General features: G+C 71.3%; 4 protein-coding genes. All 4 read right to left on the bottom strand.

The genetic code is table 11. The features are described 5' to 3' along the window. Positions 1-29 precede the first annotated feature (29 nt). The 4 genes from ACH34T_RS02155 to ACH34T_RS02170 all read right to left on the bottom strand — a co-directional run bounded on the left by ACH34T_RS02155 (position 30) and on the right by ACH34T_RS02170 (position 22841). Positions 30-6479 (bottom strand): amino acid adenylation domain-containing protein, encoded by a 6450-nt coding sequence (locus ACH34T_RS02155; RefSeq protein WP_395990192.1) that lies wholly within the window; start codon positions 6477-6479, stop codon positions 30-32. Beyond that, positions 6476-20830 carry a non-ribosomal peptide synthase/polyketide synthase gene (locus ACH34T_RS02160; protein ID WP_395990193.1) on the bottom strand — a complete coding sequence of 4785 codons (14355 nt, stop codon included), beginning with the start codon at positions 20828-20830 and terminating at the stop codon, positions 6476-6478. Before ACH34T_RS02160 ends, ACH34T_RS02155 begins: the two co-directional genes overlap by 4 nt. A 183-nt stretch (positions 20831-21013) precedes the next feature. Further along, positions 21014-21775, bottom strand: a complete 762-nt coding sequence (locus tag ACH34T_RS02165; protein WP_395990194.1) for a class I SAM-dependent methyltransferase — start codon at positions 21773-21775, stop codon at positions 21014-21016. Further along, complete coding sequence (locus tag ACH34T_RS02170) at positions 21762-22841, bottom strand: sulfotransferase domain-containing protein (RefSeq protein WP_395990195.1); 1080 nt, start codon at positions 22839-22841, stop codon at positions 21762-21764. Before ACH34T_RS02170 ends, ACH34T_RS02165 begins: the two co-directional genes overlap by 14 nt. Positions 22842-23091 lie beyond the last annotated feature (250 nt).

The following is a 23091-nucleotide window of genomic DNA, read 5'->3' on the forward strand; positions in this document are numbered from 1 at the left end:
CCGGGGCGGCCGATCTCGCCGGACGGTCTCTAGAGCTCGAACTCCTCGTATCCCTCCGCGCCGCCGACGGCGGCGGGCGTGGCCTTGTCGATGGCCGCGGCGGTCTCGGCGATCGTGGGCTCGTGGAACATCGCGGTCACGGGCATCTCCACGCCGAACGCGTCGCGGATCCTCGACACGATCTGGGTGGCGAGCAGGGAGTGGCCGCCGAGCTCGAAGAAGTTGTCGCGGGTGCCGATCTGGGTCCGGCCGAGGACTTCGGCCCAGATCCCGGTCAGCAGCTCCTCGGTGCGGGTGGCCGGGGCGACGTACCGGTGGACGGGCTGCGGACCGGCCTGGTCGGGGTCGGGCAGCGCGGCCCGGTCGACCTTGCCGGTGGGCGTCAGCGGCAGGTCGGCCAGCTCGGTGAACGCCGCGGGGATCATGAAGTCCGGCACCCGGCGCCGGAGGTGTTCCCGCAGGTCGGCCACCGACGGGATGGGCTCACCCGCGGTGGACGGCGTCAGGTAGGCGGCGAGCCGCGCCGAGTCCCCGTCCCCGACGACGGCGACGACCGCCGACCGCACGCCCGGGTGGGCGGCCAGCGCCGCCTCGATCTCGCCCGGTTCGATCCGGAACCCGCGCACCTTGACCTGGTCGTCGAGCCGTCCCAGGAATTCCAGGTTCCCGGACTCGTTCCACCTGACGCGGTCGCCGGTCCGGTACAGGCGGCCGCCACCGGTGCCGAACGGGTCGGCGACGAACCGCGCCGCGGTGAGCATGGGCGCGCGGGCGTAGCCCCTGGCCAGGTTCGTCCCGCCGATGAACAGTTCGCCCGGCACGCCGGGGGGCAGCGGGGACAGGTCGCGTCCCAGCACGTAGAGGCGGGTGTTGGCGGCCGGGGCTCCGATCGGGACGGCCGCGTCCGGCCGGTCGGCGTCCGGGTCGTGCGTGTAGGAGGTGACGTCGATGGTCGCCTCGGTCGGCCCGTACACGTTGTGCAGCTTCACCGGCAGCAGGCCGGTGAGCGCGGCGGCGGCGCGGCCGGTGAGCTGCTCCCCGCCGCAGACGACCTGCCGGAGCGTGGAGCATCCGGCGAGCGCGGCGCGCGCGGTGAGCAGGCCGAGCATGGCCGGGACGGTCGGGAGCACGGTGACCTGCTGCGCGGTCATCGTCTTGATCAGCGCGTCCGCGTCGGCCGCCACCGTCGACGCGGGCGCGATGACGAGGGAGCCGCCTGCGGCCAGCCCCGGGTACAGCTCGATCCCGAAGGCGTCGAAGCTCGGCGAGGACGACACCAGGACGCGGTCGCTCCCGGTGACGGCGAACCGCTCGTTGAACCAGCGCACGTAGTTCACGAGCGCGCCGTGCCCGACCATCACGCCCTTGGGCGTCCCGGTCGAGCCGGACGTGTAGATCACGTAGGCGAGGCTGTCCGGGCGCCTGGCGGCGACCGGCTCCGGCGCGGTGGACGCGGCCAGCGCCCGCCGGACGGACGGGTCGTCCAGCGCGACCACCCGTACCCGGCGCACCGGCAGGTCCTCGACCACCGCCGCCGTGCCGACCAGGACGGCGGCGCGGCTGTCGGTGAGCATGTACGCGAGCCGCTCGGGCGGGTAGTCCGGGTCGAGCGGCAGGTACGCGCCGCCCGCCTGCCAGACCGCGAGGACCGCGGTGACGAGGTCGGCGCCGCGCGGCAGGCACAGGCCGACGACCGTGTCCGGTCCCGCGCCCGTCGTGCGGAGGTAGGCGGCGAGGCGTCCGGCCCGCTCCATCAGGGCGGCGTAGGACAGCGAGCGGCGGCCGTCGACGACGGCGATCGCGTCCGGGGTCTCCGCGGCGCGTGCGGTGACCAGCTCGTGGACGCCTTCGGCGTCGGGCCAGGTGACGTCCGTGTCGTTCCAGCCGTCCAGCACCTGGGTCCGCTCGGCGGCGGTGAGCAGCGGCAGGCGCGACACGGGCGCGGACGCGTCGGACACGACTGCCGACATCACCGTCAGCAGGTGCCCGGCCAGGCGCCGTATCGTGGCCGGGTCGAACAGCTCGGCGCTGTAGTGGATGCCGCCGGACAGGCCGCCGTCGGCGTCGTCGGACATCGCCAACCGCACGTCGAAGCGCGTGTTGACGTCGATCTCGAAGTCCTCCAGCTCCACCTCGGGCCCGTCGGCGGATTCTTCGGCGGGGGTGGCCTGGCGGGTGAGGCGGCGGTCGCCGGGGGCGTAGTTGAACAGCACCCGGAAGAACGGGGTGTCGGAGTCCCGGTCGGTGACGAGGGCGTCGACCAGCTGCTCGAACGGCAGGTCCTGGTTGGCGTAGGCGGCGAGGGACATGTCGCGGACGCGGCCCAGCAGCTCGCCGAAGCCAGGGTCGCCGGACAGGTCGGTGCGCATCACCAGGGTGTTGACGAAGAACCCGATCAGGTCCTCGGTCTCGGCGCGGTTCCGGCCCGCCACGGGCGTTCCCACGACGATGTCGTCCTGGCCGCTGTAGCGGCCCAGCACGATCGAGTACGCGGCCAGGAGCGTCATGAACATCGACGCGTCATTGTCCCCGGCCACGGCACGGAGGCCTTCGGCCACCGAGACGGGCACCCGGAAGCCGAGCACGGCGCCCGCCCGGGACGGCTCCGGCGGACGGGGCCGGTCAGTGGGCAGCTCCAGCATCGGCGCCTCGGCGAGCTGTTCCCGCCAGTACGCCAGCTGCCCGTCGAGGGTCTCCCCGGTCAGCGCCGACCGCTGCCAGGCGGCGAAGTCGGCGTACTGCACCGGGAGGGGCGGCAGCGGGTCCGGCTCGCCCGCGCGGAACGCCTCGTACAGGGCCGTCAGCTCGCGGCGGAAGATCTGGTCCGACCACTCGTCGTACGACACGTGGTGCATCGTGAGCACGAGCAGGTGCTCGGCCGGGTCGAGACGGTACAGCGACGCGCGGACCATCGGCCCGGCGGCCAGGTCGACGGCCAGCTCGGCGTCCTGGGCGATCAGCTGCTGGGCCGTCCGCGCCGGTTCGGCCAGGCCGGACAGGTCGATCACCGGCAGCGGGACGGTCCCGGGCGGGTCGATGACCTGGTGCGGGACGCCGTCGGCACCGGCCACCAGCCGGGTGCGCAGGATCTCGTGCCGTGCCGTGACGGCGTCCAGGGCGGCGCCGAGCGCGGCCTGGTCCAGGTCCGGGCCGAGCCGAATCTGGGTCGGGACGACGAATTCGGCGGAGCCGGGTTCGAGCTGGTCGACGAACCAGAGGCGCTGCTGGCCGAACGACAGCGGCAGGGGCTCGTCCCGGCCGACCGGCGTGACCGGGGACGTGGCCGTCCCCGCCTGGTCGCCCTCGACGAGCTCGGCCAGTTCCCGGAGGGTGGGCCGGTCGAACGGGGCGGAGAACGGGATCTCGATCCCGAAGACGTCGCGGACGCGGAACGTCACCTGGATGGCGAGCAGGGAGTGGCCGCCGAGGTCGAAAAAGTTGTCCTCGGCCCCGACCCGCTCGACGCCCAGCACCTCGGCCCAGATCCCGGCCAGCAGCCCTTCGGCCGCGGTGGCGGGGGGCACGTACCGGCCCGCGTCGAGGCGGCTCTCGTCGGGAGCGGGCAACGCGGCCCGGTCGACCTTGCCCGCCGGGGTGAGCGGCAGGGCCGCCAGTTCGGTGAACACGGCGGGGATCATGTGCTCGGGCAGTCGGCGGGCGGCGAACTCGCGGAGCGCGTCGGCCGCCGGGATGCCTTCGGCGGGGTCGGCGGGCACCAGGTAGGCGGCGAGCCGCGCGGCCGTCCCGTCGCCCCAGGCGGTGACGACGGCGGCGCGAACGTGCGGGTGCGCGGCCAGGACCGCCTCCACCTCGCCCGGCTCGATCCGGAACCCGCGGACCTTGACCTGGTCGTCGGCCCGGCTCAAGAACTCCAGCCGTCCGTCGGCGCGCCAGCGGACGCGGTCTCCGGTGCGGTACATGCGCGACCCGTCAGCGGCGAACGGATCGGGAATGAACCGCTCGGCCGTCAACGCGGGACGTCCGCCGTACCCGCGCGCCACCTGCGCGCCGCCGACGAACAGTTCTCCTGTGACGCCGATCGGGACCAGGCCCAGGGACTGGTCCAGGACGTACACCGTGGTGTTGGCAATCGGTTCGCCGATCGGCGCCCCGTCTCCGGGGAGGCATTGTCCGGCTGAGGCGCAGACCGTTGTCTCGGTCGGGCCGTAGGCGTTGAACAGGCGCCGGTCGGTCGACCAGGTCGCGGCCAAGCCCTCGTCGAGACGCTCGCCTGCTGTGACCAGCGTGCTGACGCCGGCGAGCTCCCGTGCCGGTTCGCCCGCCGGTGCCGCTGCTCCGAGGGCGTGCAGCAGCGATGGCGGGAGGGTCGCGACGTTCACTCCGGCCGCCGTCACGAGTTCGGCCACCCGGCCCGCTTCGGCCCGCTCCTGAGCCGAGGCGACCACGAGGACGCCGCCCGAGGACAGCGCCATGACCAGCTCCCAGACGGAAGCGTCGAAGCTGAACGAGGCGAACCCCAGCAGCCGGTCACCCGGAGACACCCCGAACAGCCGCCGCTGCGCCACCGCCAGAGCGAGGACGCCGCCGTGCGCCACCTGCACACCCTTGGGGGTACCGGTCGAACCCGACGTGTACATCACGTACGCCAGGCCGGTTTGGTCCACCGCCACCGGGTCCATCTCCGACGGGGTGGCCGCCAGCAGGGCGGCGTCCGTGCGGTCGTCCAGGCACAGAACACGCAGGCGACCGGCAGGCAGGTCCTCGGCCAGCTCGGTCTTGCTCACCAGGACCGGCGCCCGGCTGTCGGACAGCATGAACGCGAGGCGCTCCGGCGGATAGCCCGGGTCCAGCGGCAGGTACGCCGCGCCGGCGCGCCACGTCCCCAGCACCGCCGTGACCATGTCGATCCCGCGGTCCAGGCACAGGCCCACCACGGTCTCCGGGCCCGCGCCCGCGGAACGCAGCAGCCCCGCGAGACGTCCCGACCGCTCCCACAGCGACGCGTACGTCACCGACACGCCGCCGCAGACGACCGCGACCGCGTCCGGGGACTTCGCGACCTGCTCCGCGACCAGTTCGTGGACGCCGCCGACGCCCGGCACCGGCGCGACCGTGTCGTTCCAGCCGCCGACCACCCGCGTCCGCTCGGCGGAGGTCAGGACGGGCAGGTCCGCCACCTTCCGGCCCGTGTCGGCCGCGATCGCCTCCAGGATGGTGGCGAGATGCTCCGCCAGCCGCTCCATCGCGGCCGGCTCGAACCTGGTCCGCTCGTAGTCGAGGCGGACCGACAGCTCCGGTCCGGGCCCGATTCCCGCGGCCACGGTCAGCGGATAGTTCCCCTGCGGGCGGCCGTGGAACACCGTGCCTGCCCGCAGGCCGTCCGCGCTCGGCGACTCGTCGTCGCCGCTCATCGCCGGGGCCGGGTAGTTCTCGAAGATGAACAGCGTCTCGAAGAGGGGCTGGCCCGCGGCGACCTGGCTGCAGGCCTGGATGTCGGTCAGCGTGGTGTGCTCGAAGCGGCGTCCGCGCGCCTGCCCCGCCTGGACGGACGCCAGCCACTCCGGCACGGACTGGCCGGCGTCGACCTTGATCCGGGCCGGGGTCGTGTTCATCAGGAACCCGACCATGTCCTCGATGCCGTCGAGCTGGCCGCTGCGCCCGGACGACGTCACGCCGAACACCACGTCGTCCGTTCCGGAGTAGCGGGAGGTCAGCAGCGCCCACGCTCCCTGGAGGACGGTGTTGACCGTCAGCCGGTGGCGACGCGCGAACTCCGCTATCCGGGTGGTGGTGTCGGCGGGGAGGCGCGTCCAGGCCGTGCCCCGTCCGGTCTGGCCGGTCTCGTGGCCAATGTCCAGCGAGGTCGGTTCGGTGAAACCGGCGAGATGGTCCCGCCAGTACTGCTTGGCCTCGTCCTGGTCCTGGGCGGCCAGCCACGCGACGAAGTCGCGGAACGGGCGGCGGTCCGGGAACGTCGGCTGCCGTCCCGCCACGAGCTCCTGGTACGCCTGCAGCACCTCCCCGATGACGGACGGGCTGCTCCAGCCGTCGAGGAGGAGATGGTGGTAGCTCCACAGCAGCTCATGCCGCCGCTCCCCGAGCCGCACCACCGTGACCCGCGCCAGCGTCGACGCGGCGAAGTCGGCGCCCGCCGCCTCGTCGGCGGCTATGTAGTCGTCCATCGCCCGCCGCTGGAGGTCCTCGTCCAGGCCGGACAGGTCGACGACCTGCCAGGGCAGCGGCACCGACCGCGACACCACCGCGACCGGCACCGGCACCTGCTCCCACACGACCCCGGTGCGCAGCACCTCGTGCCGGGTGAAGACCAGCTCCCAGGCCTGGCGGAGGACGGCGAGGTCCAGCTCACCGTGCAGCGGCAGCCCCATCCAGATCCAGTACATCCCCGTCCCGGGAGTCAGCCGGGAGTGGAACAGCATGCCCTGCTGAAGTCCGGTGAGGGGGTAGATGTCCTCGATGGCGCCGCCCTGCGGTTGCGCCGTCAGATCGAACGCTGTCATGACTGACCTCCGGAATCGGTACTCTCACCCGGCCGAGACACCGAGCCGAAACGTTGCTTGATGAAATCGAGGGAAGACTGATTGAGATCGACCAGCGGGAAGTCCGACGGCGTGACGGCGCCGCCGCCCTCCGGACGGCAGCAGTGGTCGATCAGCTCGCCGAGGACCTCGACGTACCGGTGCGCCAGTTCGCTGATCGTCGCCTTGTCGTGGACCTCGGTGCCGTAGGCCCAGACCAGGCCCAGGCGGCCGTCGACGACCTGACCGTTGATCTCGATCAGATACGACCGGTCGCCCGCCGCGGAGTGCGCGTGCCCCTGCGGCCTCTCGACCACCCGGAACCGGCCTCCGACCGGGCCCGCATTGCCGTCGGCGTAGGCGGTGCTGGGGTCGGATTGCTTGTTGGGGGTGGCCTGGCCGAGATAGTTGAAACTGATCTCCGCTGTCGCGGGCGGCCGCCAGTCCGACAGGTGACGCAGCAGGCCGTAGCCCAGGCCGTGGCGGGGGACTTGCCGGAGCGTTTCCTTCGCAGTCGCCAGCGCCGCGCCCGGGTCTGTTCCGCCGGGTAGTGCGACGGGGTACAGGCTGGTGAACCAGCCCACGGTTCGGGACAGGTCGATTCCTGGGCCTTCTTCGTGGCGGCCGTGGCTTTCCACGTCCACCACCACTGGGCCGTCGCCGTCGAGCCAGCGGCCCAGGGTCATGCCCAGCGCGGCTAGGAGCACCTCGTCGATCCGCAGGCGGGACGCTCCCGGGACATCGTGCAGGAGGCGGGACGTCTGCTCGGCGTCCAGTAGCACTCGCACTTCGCGGCCTGCGGCGGCCGCGTTGCCGCCGTCTGGGCGGTCGCGTGGGATGGGACGGGTCTGGCCCGCGACCTGCTCCCAGTACGGCGCCTCTTTGGCCAGCTCGTCCGAGGCCGCCAGTTGCGTGAGGCACGACGACCAGGCCGCGAACGACGTTGTCTTGGCGGGCAGCGTCGGCGGCTTCTTGGCCAGCACTTGCGTGTACGCCGAAGCCAGGTCTTCTAGGAGGACGGGCCAGGACACTGTGTCCACGACCAGGTGATGCACCACGACGAGGACCAGCCACGGTTCGTCGCCGCGGTCGAACACCACGATCCTCATCAGCGGGCCTGCTGAGAGATCCAGCGACGCTTGGGCTGCGTCGGCCTCTCGGGTGAGCCAGGCTTCTTCGTCGTGCAGGTGGGTGGGGCGTGGGGCCGCTTCCCAGATCACGTCCTCGGCTTGTCCTACGTCGATTCCTGTGACTCGGGACTGCCAGACGCCGTCCACCTGCTCGAACCGCGAACGCAGACCGTCGTGATGCGCCAGCACCCGCGCCACCGCGTCCCGCAACACCGCGACGTCCACCCGGCCGTCCGCTTCCAGGAACATCGACTGGTTGAAATGCCACGGGGCTGGGAGCTCAAGGTCGAAGAACCACTTCTGTACCGGAGTGAGTGCCTGTTCGCCCTCCACCGCGCCCTGTTCTCCCACGACGACCACGTCGCCGGTCGCGACGGTGGCCAGCGAGGCGACCGTCTGGTGGTCGAACAGCTGCGCCACCGACACGCCGACGCCCAGTCCCCGAGCACGCGCCACGACCTGGATGCCGATGATCGAATCGCCGCCGAGCTCGAAGAAGTTGTCCTCGACGCCCACCTGGTCCACGCCCAGGACGTCGGCCCAGACCTTGGCCAGGACGCGCTCCACCTCGGTTCGGGGAGCGACGTACCGATCGGACAGGTCGCCGCCGCCCGGATCGGGGTCGGGCAGCGCCGCCCGGTCGATCTTGCCGCCCGGGGTCAGCGGCAGCGCGGCCAGCTCGGTGAAGGAGGCCGGGATCATGAAGACCGGCAGCCGGGTCCGCAGATACTCGCGCGCCTCGCCCGCGGCGGGGGCGCCCCGGGCGGGATCGGCCGGGACCAGATAGGCGGCCAGCCGGGTCGCGTCCCCCGCCCCGGTCACCGCCACCACCGCCGACCCGACGTCCGGGTGCGCGGCCAAGGCCGCTTCGATCTCGCCCGGCTCGATCCGGTATCCACGCACCTTGACCTGGTCGTCGACCCGGCCGACGAACTCCAGCTGGCCGTCGGGACGCCACCGTGCCTGGTCCCCTGTGCGGTACAGGCGTGACCCGTCCCCGGCGAAGGGGTCGGCGACGAACCGTTCCGCGGTCAACACGGGGCGGCCCCGGTAACCGCGCGCCACTCCGGCGCCGCCCACCAGCAGCTCGCCCGCGACACCTGGGGGCACCAGGCGCAGCGACGCGTCCACGACGTACGCGCGGGCGTTCGGCACTGGACGGCCGATCGGCGGTGCCTCACCGTCCTTTTCCACCGTCGCGATGCTGGCCACCACCGTGGCCTCCGTCGGGCCGTAGGCGTTCAGCAGCCGATGTCCGGCTTGCCGCCACGCCGATGCGAGGCTCGCCTCGACCCGTTCGGCGCCCGTGACCAATGTCCGCAACGAAGCCATTTCCTCAGGCGCCAGGACCCGCAGCAACGACGGCACCATGAAGGCCAGCGACACTCCCGCCGACCGCACCAGTTCCGCGACTCGATCCGGTTCGGCCCGTTCCGCCGCCGACGCGACGACCAATGTCCCGCCGCCGGACAGCGTCATCACCAATTCCCACACGGCCGCGTCGAAACTGAACGGCGCGAGCAGCAGTCCCCGGACCCGTTCGCCCAGCGTCGGCCACAATCCCACCGCCAAATTCAGCAGGCCCTCGTGTTCGACCAGCACACCCTTCGGGGTCCCGGTCGATCCGGATGTATAGATCACATACGCCAGGCCCGCGCCCTCGACCGCCGTCGGCGGCGGCGTCGCCGGGTATCCGTCCAGTTCGGCTCGGAGTTCTGGGTCGTCCAGCCACACCATGGCGTCCACCAGCGGATCGGCCGCGGGATCGGCCGCCAGGCCGGAGGCCACCGACCGGTGGGCCACCACGACGCGGGCGCCGCTGTCCGCCAGCATCAACGCCAATCGTTCCGGGGGATACTCCGGGTCCAGCGGCACGAACGCCGCTCCCGCCAACCACACCCCCGTCACCGCGACCGCCAATTCCACCCCGCGGTCCGCGCACACGCCGACGACGGATTCCGGGCCCACTCCCCTGCTGCGCAATAGCCACGCCAGGCGCGACGCCCGGCCCACCAATTCCCCGTACGTCAAATGAACGTCGCCGCATACCACCGCGACCGCGTCCGCGTCCGCGCGATCGGCCGCGTGCCGGACCAGCAATTCGTGGACGCCGCGCGCGTCCACCGCCGACGCCGATGTGGCGACATCCGACGGCGCCGCGACACCCGACCCCCACTCCGCCAATTCAGCGCGTTCCTCCGCCGACAGGACGGACAACGCGCCGATCCCGCTTTCACCATTCGCCGCGACGTCCGCCAGCACCGCGACCAGATGACCCGCCAACCGCTCGATCGTCGCCGCGTCGAACAACGCCGTGCTGTACTCGATGCCGCCGATCAGCCCGCCGTCGTCGGCGTCGCCCATCGTCACGGAGAGATCGAACTTCACCTGGAACGAGCCGGCTAGGCCGTCGCCGTCCAGGTCCGCGTCAGTGGCGGTGGTCGGACGAACCGCAGCGGCAACCTCGCGCGGGTCACGGGGTGCGTAGTTGAAGAAGACCTGGAAGAGCGGGGTGCGTGACCGGTCCCGTTCGGTCACCAGTGCGTCGACCAATTGCTCGAACGGCAGGTCCTGGTGGGCGTAGGCACCGAGCGCGGTCTTCCGCACCCGGCCGACCAGCTCCGCGAACGTCGGGTCGCCGGACAGATCGGTGCGCAGCACCAGCGTGTTGACGAAGAACCCGATCAGGTCCTCGGTCTCGACCCGGTTCCGGTTCGCGACCGGCGAGCCGACGACGACATCGTCGAGTCCCGTATAGCGGCCCAGCACCACGTTGAGCGCGGCCAGCAGGGTCATGAAGACCGTCGCGTCGTTGTCCCGAGCTATGGCTCGCAGATGCTCGCCGGTCTCCGCCGGAATGCGGAACGCGGCCAGCGCCCCGGCGCTGGAGCGCATCGGAGGCCGGGGACGGTCGGTGGGCAGTTCCAGGACCGGCGCTTCGGCGAGTTGGTCCCGCCAGTAGCCGAGTTGCTGGTCGAGGACGTCGCCGGTCAGCCATGCGCGCTGCCAGGCGGCGAAGTCGGCGTACTGCACGGCGAGCGGCGGCAGCGGGTCCGGCTCACCTGCCTGGAACGCCTCGTACAGGGCCAGCAGCTCACGACGGAAGATGCGGGCCGACCAGTCGTCGAAGACCACGTGATGGGCGGCCAGCGCGAGTACGTGCGCGGTCTCCCCCATCCGGATCAGGCAGGCCCGGATCAGCGGCCCGGCCGCCAGGTCGAAGGGCTGGGCCGCCATTCCGGCGATCAGCCGTTGTGCCGCGTCCTGTGGATCATCGGCGTCCGACAGGTCGGCCACCGGCAGCGGCACCTGCGACGGCGGGTCGACGACCTGCTGAGCCACCCCGTCCGAGCCGGTCACCAGCCGGGTGCGCAGCACCTCGTGCCGGGCCACGACAGCGGTCAAGGCCATCCCCAAGATCCGAGGATCCGGGGCCTCGTCCCAACGCACAGTCGTCGTCAGGTTGTATTCGGTGGAGTCGGGTTCGAGTTGGTCCAGGAACCACAACCGCTGCTGCGCAAACGACAACGGCAATTGCTGATCCCGCGGCACCGGACCCACCGGCGGCGCCACCACACCCGGCCCAGCCCCATCAATCACCCCGGCCAGACCACGCACCGACGGCGCATCGAACAACGCCGCCAACGCCACCTCAACCCCCAACACCTCCCGCACCCGCGACATCACCTGCGTCGCCAACAACGAATGCCCACCAAGAGCAAAGAAATTGTCCGCAACCCCGACCCGCTCCAGACCAAGCAGCTCCGCCCACACCCCCGCCAGCAATTCCTCGGTAGCCGTGCTCGGCGCGACATACGCCGTCCCCAACTCCGGACGCGCCACATCCGGAACCGGCAACGCCGCCCGATCCACCTTCCCCGCCGGCGTCACCGGCAGCCCCGCCAACTCGGTGAACACCGCCGGAACCATGTACTCGGGCAAACTGCGGGAGGCGAACTCGCGCAACACCTCAGCCGCCGGAATGCCCTCGGCCAGATCGGCGGGCACCAGGTAGGCGGCCAGCCGCGCCGCCGACCCCGCACCCCAAGCGGTCACCACAGCAGCGCGGACCTGCGGGTGCGCGGCCAGCACCGCCTCCACCTCACCCGGCTCGACCCGGAACCCGCGGACCTTGACCTGGTCGTCGGCCCGGCCCAAGAACTCCAGCCGCCCATCAGCACGCCAGCGGACGCGGTCCCCGGTGCGGTACATCCGTGACCCGTCAGCGGCGAACGGGTCCGGGATGAACCGCTCGGCCGTCAACGCGGAACGGCCGCCATAACCGCGCGCTACCTGCGCGCCACCCACGAACAACTCACCCGCCACACCAATCGGGACCAGGCCCAGGGATGGGTCCAGCACGTACACCGCAGTGTTGGCGATCGGTTCGCCGATCGGCGCCCCGTCCCCGGGGCGGCATTGTCCGGCTGAGGCGCAGACCGTTGTCTCGGTCGGGCCGTAGGCGTTGAACAAACGCCGACCCTCAGACCAGCTCGCGGCCAAGCCCTCGTCCAGCCGCTCGCCCGCGGTGACCAACGTGCCCACACCAGACAGCTCGCCCATTCCCAACGCTTGCAAGAGAGACGGCGGGAGGGTCGCGACGGTCACCCCGCCTGCGGCGGCCAGCGCAGCCACGCGCTGCGGCTCGGCACGGTCCTGAGTTGAGGCCACCACCAGCGCACCACCCGCCGACAACGCCATCACCAGCTCCCACACCGAAGCGTCGAAGCTGAACGAGGCGAACCCCAGCACCCGATCCCCCGCAGCAACACCGAACAACCGCTGCTGCGCCACCGCCAGGGCGACCACACCGCCGTGCGGCACCTGCACACCCTTAGGCGTGCCGGTCGACCCCGACGTGTAGATCACATACGCCAGACCAGCCTGATCCACCGCGACCGGCTCCGGCGACGCAGTGGCCGCCAGTTCCGCGCGGACCTCCGCCTCATCCAGCCACACCACGGAGTCCGCGTCTGCGGCAAGGTCTGCGGCGACCGCGCGGTGACCCACCAGCACCCACGCGCCGCTGTCGGACAGCATCCACGCCAACCGCTCCGCCGGATACCCCGGGTCCAGCGGCACGAAAGCTGCGCCAGCCCGCCAGGCCCCCACCACAGCAACCGCCATATCGATCCCGCGATCCAGGCACAGGCCCACGACCGACTCCGGGCCCACACCCGCCGCACGCAACCGTCCCGCTAGACGCCCCGCGCGCTCCCACAACCCGGCATAGGTCAACGACACGTCATCGCACACCACCGCGACCGCGTCCGGGGTGGAGGTGACCTGCTCCGCGATCAGCTCGGGCGCACTGCTCTCCGGCGGCAACGGCACCGGCGCGCCACTGCCGGAGTCCACGACCTGGGTCCGCTCAGTGGTGGTCAGGATGGGCAGATCCACAACCCTCTGATCGGCGTTGGCCGCGATCGCCTCCAGGACGACCGACAGATGCCCCGCCATGCGATCGATCGTCTCCGGGTCGAACAACGCGGTGCTGTACTGGATCTCGCCGACCAAGGCACGGCCGGACTCGGCCCACGTCACCCCGAGATCGACCTTCACCTGCAACGGACCCGGCTCGACATCGTGCCCGGATCCAGTTCGGCCTCCGGCAGGCTGGGCGGCCTCATCGTCCGTGTCGGAAGGGTCGTAGCTGAACCAGACCTGGAACAAGGGGGAACGGGAGCGGTCGCGCTCGGTGACCAGGGCGTCCACGAGTTGCTCGAAAGGGAGGTCCTGGTAGGCGTAGGCGTCCAGGGAGGTCTCCCGGACCCGCGCCAGCAGGTCGCTGAACGAAGGGTCGCCGGACAGGCTCGTGCGCAGCACCAAAGTGTTGACGAAGAACCCGATCAGGTCCTCGGTCTCGGCCCGGTTCCGGCCGGCTACCGGTGTTCCGACGACCACGTCATCGGAGTCGGCGTACCGCCCCAGTACGACGTCGAACGCCGCCAGCAGCGTCATGAACAGGGTCGCGCCGTTCGTGCGGGCAATCTGGCGCAGCGCATCAGCGGTCTCGGCCGGGACGACGAAGCTGGTCGCCATACCCGCGCTGGACCGGACGGGCGGACGAGGCCGGTCGGTGGGCAGCTCCAGGACGGGCGCACCGGCCAGTTGCCCCCGCCAGTAGGCGAGCTGCTCGTCGAGGACGTCGCCGGTCAGCCAGGAGCGCTGCCAGACGGCGAAGTCGGCGTACTGCACCGGCAGTGGCGGCAGCGGGTCCGGCTCACCGGCCCGGAACGCCTCGTACAGGGCCGCCATCTCGCGATCGAAGATTCGTCCCGACCACTCGTCCGAGACCGCGTGGTGCATGGACAGCGCCAGCAGGTGCTCGTCCTCATTCAGCCGGATCAGGCAGGCGCGGAGCAGCGGTCCGGCGGCCAGGTCGAAGGGGGTCAGCGCATCGGCCGCCAACAGGTCACGCGCGGCGGCCATCGGGTCGGGCAAGCCTGACACGTCGGCCACCGGCAGCGGCACCGGCCCCGGCGGGTCGATGACCTGGTACGCGACACCGTCAGTCCCGGCGACCAGCCGCGTCCGCAGCACCTCATGTCGCGCCGCAACCGTGCTCAGCGCCGAGCCCAGGGCGGCCGTGTCGAGCTGGCCGTGGAACGGGAGCGGCGACGGCACGTTGTACTCCGTCGAGCCTGGCTCAAGCTGGTCCATGAACCAGAGCCGTTCCTGCCCGAACGACAGCGGCAACCGCTGGTCCCGGCTCACCGGAACCACCGAAGGCGCCACCGGCCCCGCCGACGTCTCCTCGATCAGCTCGGCCAAGGCGCGGACGTTAGGCCTGTCGAACAGGGCTCCCAAGGTCACCTCGGCCCCGAACACCTCCCGCACCCGCGACGTCACCTGGGTGGCGAGCAGTGAGTGGCCGCCGAGCTCGAAGAAGTTGTCGTCCGCGCCGACCCGGTCGGTGCCCAGCACCTCTGCCCAGACCCCAGCCAACAACTCTTCTGTCGCGCCGACCGGCACCACGAACGTCCCCAGTTCGGGACGAGTGTCATCCGGATCCGGCAGAGCAGCCCGGTCAACCTTCCCGTTGGGCGTCAGCGGCAGCTCGGCCAACTCGATGAACACCGACGGGATCATGAACTCCGGCAACCGCCTCTGCAGGTGACCCCGCAAATCCGACGCCGAAGGCACCCCCGTAGCACGGTCGGCCGGAACCAGATAAGCCACCAGCCGGGCCGCAGCCCCATCCCCGAACACCGCCACCACCGCCGACTGAACCCTCGAATGCGCAGCCAGCGCAGCCTCAACCTCACCCGGCTCAATCCGATACCCACGCACCTTCACCTGGTCGTCCGCACGGCCGAGGAATTCCAGGTCCCCGGACGCGGCCCAGCGGGCCCGGTCACCCGTCTTATAGAGCCGCGACCCGTCGCCCGCGAACGGATCAGCCACAAACCGCTCCGCGGTCAACGCAGGACGCCCGGCATATCCGCGCGCCACCCCGGCGCCGCCGATGAACAACTCCCCGGCCATCCCGGTCGGGACCAACCCCATCGACCCGTCCAACACATACAAACGCGTGTTGGCGATCGGACGACCGATCGGAACCTGACCGGGCACCTCCTGCCCGCCGGTGAGCGCATGCACCGACACCCCGACCACGGTCTCGGTCGGGCCATACTCATTCACCACCACCGAATCGGGCGCGTCGGCCAGCCAGTCGGCCACATACGGGCCGGGAAGGGCTTCACCACCGACCACCAGATGCCGGGCCAGGCCAGCGATCTCGTGGGCGGGCATCAACTCCCGCAACAACGGCAGATGCCCGGGCACCACCTTGACCAACCCGAACCCGCCCACACTCCGCGCCACCTCAACCAGATCCTCGGGGTCACCACCCGCACTGATCACGATGGACGTCCCCGTCACCAGCGGCACCACCAGACTGGTCACCGTCAAGTCGAACGACAACGACGAATGCAACACCGCACCCGGACCACCCGCAGACAACCCGTAGGCGTCCGCGGCCCAGCTCACGTAATTGACCAGCCCACCACGCGTGACCTGCACACCCTTCGGACGACCCGTCGACCCAGACGTGTAAATCACATACGCCAGCCCGTCCGGGCCCGCCGCCAACTGCTCGGGCGGGTCTGCGGGGGCCGCGGCCACCGTCGCGGCGACCATCGGGTCGTCCAGGCCGACGGTCTGCACCCGCCGCACCGGCAGATCCTCGACCAGCTCGACGGTGCCCAGCAGGACCGCCACGCGGCTGTCCGTCAGCATGTACGCCGACCGCTCAGGCGGGTAGTCCGGGTCCAGCGGGAGATAGGCGCCACCGGCCAACCACACCGCCAGCACCGACGTCACCATGTCGGCCCCACGCGGCAGACACAGACCCACCACGGTCTCCGGGCCTACACCGACGCCACGCAGATAGTGCGCCAAACGGCTGGCGCGGGCGGCCAGCTCTGCGAAAGTCAGCGACTGCTCGCCGGACACCACCGCGATCGCATCCGGGTGCGCGGTCGCTTGAGCCAGGAACAGCTCCGCCGGGCCGTCCGCAGGCAACGCCGCAGCCGGGCCGTTCCCCACCTCTGCCACCTGCACACGCTCATCGGCACTCAGCAGCGGCACCGCCGACAGCGGACGGGACGCGTCCGTAGCCACCGCCGCCAGGACCGTGCTCAAGTGCGCGGCCATCCGCTCCACCGTCGCGCGGTCGAACAACGCCGTGGCGTACTCGATCATCCCCGTCAGCGCGCCGGAGCCGCCATCGCCCACGATCAGCCGCAGGTCGAACTTGGCCAGTTCGCCGTTCTGCTCCTCGGCCTGTTCGCCGTCGTCGTGCGGGCCCTCGTGCTCGAAGTAGTCGAATAGAACTTGGAAAAGCGGGGTGCGGGAACGGTCTCGATCGGTGACCAGCGCGTCTACCAGCTGCTCGAACGGGAGGTCCTGGTGCGCGTAGGCGCCCAGCGCCGTCTCCCGCACCCGGCCCACGACCTCGGCGAACGTCGGGTCCCCGGACAGGTCCGAACGCATCACCAGCACGTTCACGAAGAACCCGATCAGGTCCTCCACCTGGGCGTGGTTTCGGTTCGCGACCGGGGTCCCGATCACCACGTCGTCGGTGTCGGCGTAGCGACCCAGCAGGGCCGAGAATCCGGCCAGCAACGTCATGAACGTCGTCGCGCCGTTCTCACGGGCGATCTCGCGCAGGCCGTCCGCTACCGGCGCGGGGATCGTGAAACCGACCATCGCGCCCGCACTGGATCGGACCGGCGGACGCGGACGGTCGGTCGGCAGGTCCAGCACCGGTACCCCGGCGAGTTGGTCCCGCCAGTAGCCGAGCTGCTGGTCCAGGACGTCGCCGGTCAGCCACGAACGCTGCCACGCCGCGAAGTCGGCGTACTGCACCGGGAGGGGCGGCAGCGGGTTCGGGGCGTCCGCTCGGAACGCCTCGTACAGCGCCAGCAGGTCCCGGCGCAGGATGCCCTCGGACCACTCGTCGAACACCACGTGGTGCAGCGACAGGCTGAGCACGTGGTCGGACTCGTCCAGCCGGATCAGGACCGCGCGGATCAGCGGGTCGGCGGCCAGGTCGAAGGGCGCGTCCTCGGCCGCCGTGACCAGGTCGCGCGCCGCCGTCTCCGGGTCGAGGGCGCCGGACACGTCCACCACGGGCAGCGGGAACGGGCCGGACGGGTCGATCACCTGGCGGGCCGTCCCGTCGGGGCCGGCGACCAGCCGGGTCCGCAGCACTTCGTGCCGGGCGACGATCGCGTCCAGTGCGGCCTGCAGGGCTCGTGCGTCCAGGGGCTCACGCCATGGCATCCGGATGGGCACGTTGTATTCGGACGATCCCGGCTGGAGCTGGTCGAGGAACCACAGCCGCTGCTGCGCGAACGACAGCGGCAGCGCCCGGTCGCGGGGGACCGGCGTGATCGGCGGCACGGACACGCCCTGCGACGACCGCTCGACCACCCGGGCTAGTTCGCGGACGGTGGGCTGATCGAACAGGGCGGCCAGCGGCACCTCAGCGTCGAACACGTCGCGGATGCGGGACACCACCTGGGTGGCCAGCAGCGAGTGGCCGCCGAGCTCGAAGAAGCCGTCCTCGGCGCCGACCCGGTCGACGCCGAGCAGTTCCGCCCAGATCCCCGCCAGCAGTTCCTCGGCGGGGGTGGCGGGCTCGACGAACGCGCCGTCCAGCTCGGGACGGCTGGTGTCCGGCGCGGGCAGCGCGGTGCGGTCGATCTTGCTGCTGGACGTCATCGGCAGCCCGGCAAGCTCGATGAACACCGACGGGATCATGAACTCCGGCAGGCTCTGGCGCAGGTGCCCGCGCAGCTCGCCGTGGGAGGGGATGCCCTCGGCCGGGTCGGCGGGCACGACGTAGGCGACCAGGCGTGCCTGCGCCGCCTCCCCGAACGGGGTCACCACGGCGACCTGGACGCCGGGGTGCGCGGCCAGTTCGGCCTCGACCTCCCCCGGCTCGATCCGGACGCCGCGGATCTTGACCTGGTCGTCGGCGCGGCCCAGGAACTCCATGTGTCCGGAGGTGCTCCAGCGGACCCGGTCGCCGGTGCGGTACATCCGCGAGCCGTCGGCGGCGAACGGGTCGGCGATGAACCGCTCCGCCGTCAGTGCCGGGCGTCCGCCGTACCCGCGACCGACGCCGGGGCCGCCGATGAACAGCTCGCCGGGCACTCCGGCCGGGACGGTCGCCAGCCGGTCGTCCAGCACGTACACCGTCGTCGCGGCGATCGGCAGCCCGATCGGGACGGGCGAGACCGCCTCCCGCAGCACCGCGACGACCGCCGTGATGGTCGCCTCGGTGGGCCCGTACGTGTTGTAGATCGGCACCGACGTCCGCTCGAACCAGCGCGCGAGGACCCCGGCGGGGATGGCCTCGCCCGCCAGGACCAGGAGCCGGAAGTCCGGCCCCAGGCCGTCGCCCGAGGCGAGGTCGGCGATGGCGAGTTCCCAGACCGCGGGGGTCATCTCCGCGATGGTCGCCTGCGCGCGGATCTCCCGCAGGGCCCGCGCCGGCGTCCACATCTCGGGGCCGCGCAGCACGAGGCGTCCGCCGTGCATGAGGATCGGGAAGAGCTGCTCCACGGTCGCGTCGAAGGTGATGGACGCGAACTGGAGGGTGCTGTCGGACGGGGTGATCCCGTAGCGGCGGCCCATCTCGGTCAGCCGCAGGCTCATGGAGCGATGTTCGAGGAGGACGCCCTTGGGACGTCCGGTCGAGCCGGAGGTGAAGATGACGTAGGCGAGGTTCCCCAGGCCCGCCTGCGGCGGGAGGTCGTGGCGGTCGTGGGCGGCAATGGCCGCGCCCTCGGCGTCGACGACGACCTGGGCCACGCCCGCCGCGCCTACCCGTTCGGCCAGCGCGGTTTGGGTGATCACCAGGGGTGCGCCGGACGCCTGGAGCATGTACTGCATGCGCTGGCCGGGGTGGTCGGCGTCCAGGGGGAGGTAGGCGGCGCCTGCCTTGAGCACTCCGAGCAGGGCCACCATCAGGCCGGGGCTGCGCGGCAGGCAGACGCCCACTACGTCCTCACGGCCTATGCCGCGCGTCTGGAGATGCCGGGCCAGCTGGTTCGAGCGGGCGTTCAGCTCCTCGTAGGTGAGCTGGCGTCCGCCCTCCGCCACCGCGATCGCGTCCGGACGCTGCCGCGCCTGCTCCTGGATCATCGCCAGGACTGAAGAGCCTGGACCGGGCACCGTTCCCGGCTCCGGATCCGCGCCCGTCCCCCAGGCGCGCAGCTCGCCGCGCTCAGCGTCGGACAGCAGCTCCAGCTCGGCCACCCGGCCGTCGGGGTTCGTGAAGGCCCGCAGAACCGTGACCAGGTGCCGGGCCAGGCGGCGCACCGTCGCCTCGTCGAAGAGGGCGGAACTGTACTCGATCGCTCCGGACAGGCCGCCTTCGCCCGCGTCACCGAAGTTCACCTGCAGATCGGCCGTCGTGAGCTGCCGGGTGAGGCCGTTGCCGTCCCCGTCGCCGTTCTCCCGGCCTGCTGGGGCCTCGCCGACTTCTTGGACTTCCGGGCCCGGCTGCGCTTCCTGGGGCTGGCTTCCGGGGGTGTCTTCCTGGCCGTAGTTGAGGAAGACCTGGAAGAGCGGGGTGCGGGAACGGTCCCGCTCAGTGACGAGGGCGTCGACGAGCTGCTCGAACGGCAGGTCCTGGTGGGCGTACGCGCCGAGCGCCGTTTCGCGTACGCGGCCGACCAGTTCCGCGAACGTCGGGTCGCCGGACAGGTCGGCGCGCATGACCAGGGTGTTGACGAAGAAGCCGATCAGGTCTTCGGTCTCGGCTCGGTTCCGGCCCGCCACCGGTGTGCCGACCACCACGTCGTCGGTGTCGCAGTAGCGGCCCAGCAGGACGGCGAACCCGGCCAGGAGGGCCATGAACATCGTCGCGCCGCTATCCCGGGTGACCTCGCGCAGGCCGTCCACCACGTCCGAGGGGACGGTGAACGGCACCACCCCGCTGGCCGTCGTCCGTACCGGGGGGCGAGGACGGTCGGTGGGCAGCTCCAGCACCGGCGCTCCGGCCAACTGCTCCCGCCAGTAGCCCAGCTGCTGCTCCAGGACGTCCCCGTCCAGCCACGACCGCTGCCACACGGCGAAGTCGGCGTACTGCACCGGCAGCGACGGCAGCGGGTCCGGTTCGCCCGCCCGCATCGCCTCGTACAGCGCGAGCAGTTCGCGGCGCAGCACACGCTCGGACCACTCGTCGAAGACCACGTGGTGCATCGTCAGCGCCAGCACGTGCCCGGCCTCGCCCAGCCTGAAGAGGCACGCGCGCACCAGCGGGCCCGCCGCCAGGTCGAACGGCTCCATGATCATCTGGGCGCCGAGGCGCTTGGCGGCGCGGGCCGGGTCGGGGGCGGCGGACACGTCGACGACCGGCAGCGACACCGGGCCCGGCGGGTCGATGACCTGGTGCGCGACGCCGTCCTGGCCCGCGACCAGCCGCGTCCTGAGCACCTCGTGCCGCGCCACCAGGGCGTCCAGGGCCGCGGTGAGCGCTCCGGCGTCGAGGTCGCGGCCGAGCCGCACCCGCATCGGCATGGTGTATTCGATCGAGCCCGGTTCGAGCTGGTCGAGGAACCACAGCCGCTGCTGCGCGAATGATAGTGGAATCGGGCCGTCGGGGCGTTCTCCCCATCCTTGCAGAGGCGACCGCTCACCCCTGAGGCGTCGCGTCAGCAATTCCCGTCTGGCCCGGGAAAGCATCACATGTCCTCCACCGTGAGAATGCCTAACTGAAACGCGACTCATCCGTTGCCGCCGGGGCGCCCGATAGCCATATCAATATGGCATTCGGTGCTGCTGTATGGCACGCGAGTACGCGCCTGATCGGCGCCCGGCCGCAGCGCGGCAAGTGTTCAACTGCGGCGAAGCATCACTTGATGACGGTTACCCGCCGCGGACGGCCGAAATGATTACCCGCGGGGTGTCGTCCAGGAGGGCGGGCGTGTGCTTCGCCTCCGCGAGGAGCACCTCGGCGGCCTCGTCCCCGAGTTCCGCGGTGATGGCCTCCCAGTTGCTCAGGATGGCCTCGTGCACGGCGATCTCCCGCTCCCGGGAGCCGGTTTCCCGCTTGGCGATGTCGGTGAATCCGGCCCGTTCGAGGAACGAGTCGTACGGCAGCAGGGCCGGCTCCCAGGTGGTGAACACGAGCCGTCCGCCGGGGCTGAGCACCCGCGCCAGCTCGCGGAACGCGGCCGACTTGTCGTGCACCATCCACAGCGCGTCGATGCTGACGGCTCCGTCGAAACCCCCCGCCGGCAAGCCGGTGTCGGTGGCGCTGGCCACGTAGAAGCTGGCCCGGGCCTCCATGCCGAAGCCCGCCGCCCGTTCCGACGCGGCGGCCACCCCCTCCGGGATGATGTCCACGCCCACCAGCGGCACGTCGAGTTCGCGCGCGATCCAGAGCCCGGGGCCGCCGCGGCCGCAGCCGACGTCCAGGAGCCGTGTCGTGCCCGGCCGCGCCAGGAGGTCCGCCAGCAGGCGCAGGTCGCTCATCGTGACGAATCCGAAGGGTTCCACCTCGGACGGATAATCGGCGCCGTAGATATCCCGGTAGATGGACTGGAGCGTGGAGCCGCGGCCCTGGTTGGCCAGCACCGAACGGTAACGATCTTCCCGGGTGAAAAGCGATTTGTCAGCCGTGCTCATTGGATCGCACCCTTCCCAGCCAGGCCAGCACGTCGGGTTCGAGAACCTCCGCCACGCGGGCATGGTAGTCGGCGAGCTCGGTGCCGGTAAGCGGCGCGGCCCCCGATTCCGGCGCCCCTTTCCGGACGTCGGCCCGATCGTCTTCAGGGTGGTTCGGAAATGGCTCGACCGGGCCTTCGGCGGCGTACATCTGTTCCAATGTCGCGGCCTTCACGAGGCCGGACCAGACGTCGTCGGAGACCGTGATTCCCAGCCGCGCCGCGAGCAGGCGCAGCTGCCCTTCCAGATCGGCGAACAGGTCGTCGTAGTGCATGAGGACGACGTTCGGTTCGGCGCGCCGCGCCCACGCGTCGGACACATGCCGGAGGACGCCGAGCAGCGGGCTCGGTTTCGCCGGCGAACCCGGTCCCGCGGCCAACCAAGCGATGTCCAGCGGCTTTCTTCCGATCGCGATATAGGTGACCTCCGGGACGCTGGGAATGGCCGAAAGCGGGCTGTGCGTCTTGATGAAACGGCGGTGCCGCTGCGCCGCGTATTGTCCGAACACCTCGTGGCACAGGGTTCCCGGATCGTCCAGCCATGGCGACAGGGCGCTGAGCGGAGCCGGAAGGTGCGGCGTCTGGAAGATCAGGAGCGCGCAGATCGTCTGCACCAATGCCGCGCCGCTCCTTCGGGGCGCGCTGATGACGATGTCGCCCGGCCGGAACGGGAAAGAGGCCCAGCGATCGGCCAGGACGCCGTCCGTGGCCACCTCGACGGCCGAACGGCCCCGGGAGGTGAGGGCGACCACCGTGCGGTCGGGGTGATGGGGAGCGCTCCGGTCTTCCAGGTATCCGCGCAGGAAGAGCTTGTCGGTCATCTCGCGTGACACGGCGCGGTCGATTTTCGGCTTCGGCCGCGAACCCGGCGCGGAGCGGCCCCTCATCTGCAGCGCGGCCAGGAGGAGCACGTCGCCCAGGGTGATGTCGTCGAAGCCCGCAGCCGAGAGACGAGCGGCCATCGCCTGTTCGTTGGATTCACTCATCTCGAAGAACAGGCTCAGGGCACTTCTGGCCGTATCAAGCATACTCGCAATTCTTGTGGCTTCCCCGCGGGTATTTCAACCGGGCGGCCGGCCGAGCCTGGCCGAGCCGACCGCCCGGGTGTTCAACCACGGAACCGCATCAGTTGAACACGGACTTGCGCGCCGAGCAATAGCGCCCTTCTCGGCGACGGCGCCTTAATGTTCACCGCGCCGTTTCCCGATCGCCGTGCCGTTCCGTTCACCGTTCCGTTCCCGGTCCCGTTCGCCGTGCGGTTCTCGGTCTCGTTTCTCG

The organism is Actinomadura sp. 9N215 (genome assembly GCF_044326345.1).
Lineage (GTDB): Bacteria > Actinomycetota > Actinomycetes > Streptosporangiales > Streptosporangiaceae > Spirillospora.